This window comes from Pseudoflavonifractor phocaeensis (assembly GCF_016901735.1).
Lineage (GTDB): Bacteria > Bacillota > Clostridia > Oscillospirales > Oscillospiraceae > Pseudoflavonifractor_A.
This window is the reverse complement of the sequence record NZ_JACLZC010000106.1, coordinates 1-5,422: the sequence shown is the minus strand read 5'-3', so window position 1 is coordinate 5,422 and position 5,422 is coordinate 1. Positions and strand designations below refer to the sequence as shown.

Here is a 5,422-nt window from a genome sequence, read left to right as displayed (position 1 = left end):
GGGGAGTGCGATCCCCTCCCGTCTTGTAGGGGCGACCCTTGTGGTCGCCCGCATCCATGCAGGCATTTTGACGTTTCCTGCACCACCTTCCACTTCTTCGACAGACTGAACGCCCCGGACCATGTCGTCCGGGGCGTCCTGTTTTCCACCGTCGGCTTTTACCGCACGGGCGAAAGGGTCTGCTCATAGCGCCTGCGCACCTCCCTGGCCAGCGCGTGGAGAAACTCGCCGCAGGTGGGGGCGCGCAGATGGTCCTGGTCCCACAGACGGAGATAGTCCGGCGCGCCCACCCGATGCAGCCGCTGAATGAGATCCCGGATGTTCTTGTCTACCGTGAGATAAGAGCTGTCCCCCGGACGGCGCACCGCGTAATAGGCCTCCTTGAGCAACATCTGCCCCTCCGGAACGCTGGCCAGCGCCTCGGCCAGACGGGCCGCCCATAAGGTGCCCTGCAATTTCGGCGAAGCGCCCATGGCATACAAAATGTCAAAGGCCGGCCCCCGCCGCTGACCGGCCGGCCTGGCCCCCGACTGGCAGAACAGCAGCCGGACCACATAGGTCAGATCCTTCAAATTCACCGGCTTTTGAAAATAAAAATCCGCCCCCAGCGAAAAGATCTGATCCAACAGCCGCTCGCTCCCCACGCGGGAAATGACCACCACCCGAGGCCGGCAGGATAACTCCCGCAGCCGTTCCAGCACCGCAAAGCCGCTGGTGCCCGGCATCACCAGATCCAACAGCATCAGGTCCGGGGCGTACCGCCGCAGCTGCTCCAGCGCCGACTGTCCGTCCTCCGCCTCCAACGGGCGCGCAAATTCCTCCAGTCCCTCCAGCCAGGAGCGAAGCAGCGTGCGGGTGCTGGCATCGTCGTCCACGATCAGCGCACGCAGCAGCGGGGTCTCCTCCCTGGAGGCCGGGGAAAAGACAAGGTCTGTTCGTTCCGTCTCACTCCAACCGTTCATCGCCTGTCCCCCGTTTTGCTCTGACGTATTTTCTTTTATTGAATAGTATAGCATAATTCTATATTGCTCGTACAGTATTTTTCCAATATACAGCAGCGGTTTTTGCTAAACATGTCGAAATATTCCCTTTTTTGCCGCCATCTTGACAAAAAAGCCCGAATGAAATATAATCGTCTCACATCATCTGGGATCATGGGGGAGGACGGGACGTATGGACGAATCGGTGCTTTTGCTGGCGCTGAGCCGTATGCTGGACGAAAAACTCCAGCCGATCCACTGCCGGCTGGAAGGGCTGGAACAAACTGCCGCCCAGCTTACCGCCGCCGCCGCCGGGATGTCCGGCGAGCTGTCCGCGCTGGCCGAGGGACAGGCCGAGATACGGGACGGCGTCAACGCGCTGCTGGGCTGGGCCGACGAAGTGGCCGCGGCGGTCAAGGTCCCTCTGCGTCCCGCCAATTAGCTACATACCTTATATATAAAATAAAGCCTGCCGTGCAGGTTGCCGAAGGCGCTCCCGGAGTTTCCGGGGGCGTTTTTACTTTTTGCACAAATGTGAAAAAACCAGCCGGTTTAATGGAACTTTTTCAGGGAAACACCGTCTAAATGGAATGAGAATCAGGCAGGCCCCTCCCTGCCGCCGCTTATTTTACAGGTTTGTTACAGTTTGTGAAAAGCGGTTGACGAAACGGGGTTTTTGCTTTATGATTCTCCCAGAGGCAAAGAGGAGCGTATCTCCCCGCGCCCAAATTGAATAAGGAGGAAATCCGAAATGAGAAATCTCAAGAGAGTTCTCAGCATGGCTCTGGCTTCTGTCATGGTTCTTGGCATGATGGTCGTCGGCGCCAGCGCCGCCGACTTCAGCGACCAGGCTGAGATCAAGAACACCACCGCGGCTGACGTGATGACCGCGATCGATGTCCTCGAGGGTACTGACAAGGGTCAGTTCCTGCCCAACGAGATCCTGACCCGTGAGCAGGCCGCTAAGATCATCTGCTACATGCTGATGGGTCCCGAGAACGCTGAGAAGCTGGGTAACTCCGGCACCATGTTCACCGATGTGGCCGCTGACCGCTGGTCCGCTCCCTACATCTCCTACTGCGCCAACATGGGCATCCTCGCTGGTGACGGCACCGGCAAGTTCCTGCCCGAGGGTCAGCTGACCGGCCACGCTTTCGCCAAGATGCTGCTGGTCGCCCTGGGCTATGACGCCACCATCCAGAACTACACCGGCACCGCTTGGGCCATCAACGTGGCTACCGACGCCGTGAACGCTGGCATCTTTGTGAACGGCACCGTGCTGAGCGATCCTCTGAGCCGCGACAACGCTGCTCAGATGGCGTTCCAGACCCTGACCGCCGACATGGTGAAGTACTCCAACAAGGGCACCACCATCACCATCAACGGCATCGAAGTTGCCACCGGCGCTTCCGCTCCCGAGGCTGTGACCGTTGACAAGGACGAAAAGGGCTACGATGACAAGGCTGACGGCGTTCAGCAGTTCTGCGAGAAGTACTTCTCCGACCTGAAGAAGGTCGTGAACGACACCGACGACCTGGGCCGTCCCGCCGCTACCTGGTACTACGGCAACGTGAGCGACGACAACAAGGTTGCCACCTCCGCTGAGACCGCTGACTACACCGTGGTCATCGACGAGAACGTCACCAGCACCGACGTCCTGGCCAAGCTGAAGGACGAGACCGGCAACAAGAAGCTGACCGCTGGCGAGGTGTACGCTCTGAACGGCGCCGAGGCCGACAGTGTCATGGACCTCAAGACCGGCGACGTGGTCGAGATCTTCCTGGGCGATGACAACGCCATTGAGGCCGCTGTTGTCAGCCGCTACTCCCTGGAGCAGATCACCAACGTGGACACCGACGTGGATGACGACGACGCCGAGGACGGCGTGGTTGCTTACGTCACCATCGACGGCACCGAGTACAACAGCACCGACATCGCCGGCTTCAACGCCGACACCTATGAAGAGGACGCCTATGTTGCCGTCATCGTGAACGACGGTAAGGTGATCGCTTCCTACATCCCCGAGGCCGTTGAGGGCTCCGTTTCCACCAAGAACGTCTCCAAGAACACCCTGACCGTGGACGGCACCAAGTACACCGTGGTTGACGGCTACAGCGCCGGCGTTCTGGACACCACCCTCACCAACGTGACCGTGGGCAAGGACTCCAGCTACATCCTGTACCTGGACAACAACGACTATGTCCTGGGCATCGAGCTGGTGGAGGGCGCTGACGCCACCATCGACGACGTGTACTATGTGGCTCTGGTTTGGAAGAACGAGGGCACTGGCAGCTACGGCGGCAAGGACACCACCTATCACGCTCAGCTGGTTGCCATGGACGGCACCGTCTCCGAGATCGAGCTGGAGAGCCGTGATCTGGCCAATAAGGACACCGTTATTGAGAATCAGGCCGGCAAGGTCGGCACCGATCCTTACACCAATGCTGACTATGCTGGTAAGCTGGTGACCATTTCCGATAAGAAGTGGACCGGTACGGCCTATAATGAGGGCCAGTCGACCGGTGGTTCTACCACTACCACCACCTATAAGGCTGGCAACGAGAAGTATGACCTGACTGTTTGGGACGGCGGCAAGGATTGGGACATCAAGGACGCTAACACCGGCAGCACCACCTTCGAGTTCACCAAGAACACCACCCGTATGACCGTCGGCAAGACCTACCGCTTCAACAGCAGCACCGAGTATGTCATGATCGGCGAGAGCGGCTCTGACCTGGCTGTTTCCACCGCTACCGGCGGTATCTCCCTGAATACCACCACCAGCGATAAGGTCTACTTCATCACCGCCGACGGCAGCTCCACCGTGAAGTATGTTATCATCGGCAGCGCCAGCGAGATCGACCAGAAGACCGAGTACAACGAGGACCTGGTGTTCGTGGCTGATGCCGACAAGAACGAGGTGGGCGACGGCTATGTGATGCAGACCCTGTACTTCGTGGACGGCAGCTCCAAGACCGTGGCCGTGGCCGAGGACTACACCGCTGACACGGCCGGCTTCTACGCCTACACCATCAACGACGACGACTACTATGAGCTGGACGACGCTGATGTGGACACCATGGACATTAAGGTAGCCAGCAGCAAGTACATCTGGGACGGCGAGGAAGGCGTTCTGGTGAATGCCAAGATGGAGGCTAACGCCCTGTACGATGGCCTGCTGACTGTCACCACCACCGACAGCCATAAGTACGAGGACATCGACGTGTCCGGCGCCAAGTTTGTTGACGCCCACGACAAGGATGCCGATGGCCAGTACGAGAAGTCCGTGTCCAGCCTGAAGGCTCTGGCCGACCTGCTGGATGCTGACGCTCCCAAGGTTGAGAACGTCAAGCTGGCTCTGAACGTGAGCGAGGACGGCGCTGTTGTGGTCATCCTGACCTCTATCGAGGCTGTTGCGGACTAAGCTTTCCGTTCATTAAACCCCTAGCACCCAACATCCCCGGGACGAAAGTCCCGGGGGTGTTTTTTGTCCTTTGCGCCTATTTTACAAATCCATCTTATTCTTTACCGGCTCTTCTCGTCAGAACCACGGAAAAATATTGTAATTCGTGTTGGAATTTGTTACAATAAGGTTACGCCCTTATTGGAAACAGGGAAGGGAGGTGCCGTCATCGCCGTATTGATTGCAGAAAAACTGACCGCGGTCTCCGGCCGCGGCACCGTTTCAGGAAGGATGGATGATCCAAGGATGAAACACAAGCTGAAAACGTTCCTATCTGCGCTGCTGGCTGTGGCGATGCTCCTCAGCCTCCTGCCCGCCGCGGTTTTTGCCGCCGACAATACGGGCACCTTTCAGAAGATCACCGCTCAGGACCAGCTGACCGACGGTCAGTATGTTATGGTGGTGGACAGCGGCTATGCCGTGGGCGCTTTGGACGGCACCTGGCTGACCGCCACACAATTGACCGATGACAACGGCGCCATTACCGATCCCGCCGCCAATCTGGTGTGGACCGTCTCCGTCACCGCGGACGGCGTCACCCTCACCGACGGGAACGGCGTGACCGTCGCCCCCAAGGGCGGCAACAATAACGGTATCCAGTCCGGGGCTTACACCTGGGCCGTCACCTTTGCGAACGGCGCTTTCCGGTTCCTGGGCGTGGGCGAGGATACCGTTACCCTGGCCAGCAACAAGAGCTCGGAAAACAAGTTCCGGGCCTATAAGAACACCACCATCAACGCCGGTTATCCCTGCGACTTCACCCTCTACAAGCTGGAGGGCGAGGCGGAGCCTGCCGGTCCCATTGCCGGCGGCGACCAGGTGGTCATCTATAACCCCGCCTATGGCAAGGCCCTTTCCGGCACTTACAAAGGCTTCTACAACAACGGCACCGACGTCTCCCTGACCGACGGCACCCTGTCCGGCTTCTCTGAGAGCGACGTCTGGACCGTCATCGACAACGGCGACGGCACCTGGTCCT

At 58.9% G+C, this 5,422-nt stretch carries 4 protein-coding genes; 3 read left to right on the top strand and 1 reads right to left on the bottom strand.

Annotated elements, in window-relative coordinates:
• Positions 1–158: 158 nt before the first annotated feature.
• Positions 159–962: a response regulator gene (locus H7U37_RS14290; RefSeq protein WP_204876757.1), complete on the bottom strand. Its 804-nt coding sequence runs from the start codon at positions 960–962 to the stop codon at positions 159–161.
• A 211-nt stretch (positions 963–1,173) separates the two neighbouring features.
• Here H7U37_RS14290 and H7U37_RS14285 point away from each other — a divergent pair, with 211 nt between their 5' ends.
• From H7U37_RS14285 to H7U37_RS14275, 3 genes are all read left to right on the top strand, one after another.
• Positions 1,174–1,422, top strand: coding sequence for a hypothetical protein (locus tag H7U37_RS14285; RefSeq protein ID WP_204876751.1), 249 nt, complete (start codon positions 1,174–1,176; stop codon positions 1,420–1,422).
• A 309-nt stretch (positions 1,423–1,731) separates the two neighbouring features.
• A complete protein-coding gene (locus H7U37_RS14280; protein ID WP_204876749.1) occupies positions 1,732–4,404 on the top strand; it encodes an S-layer homology domain-containing protein in 2,673 nt (890 codons plus the stop codon).
• Positions 4,405–4,689: 285 nt separating this feature from the next.
• A partial coding sequence (locus H7U37_RS14275) for a hypothetical protein (protein WP_338049846.1) occupies positions 4,690–5,422 on the top strand: 733 nt, incomplete at its 3' end.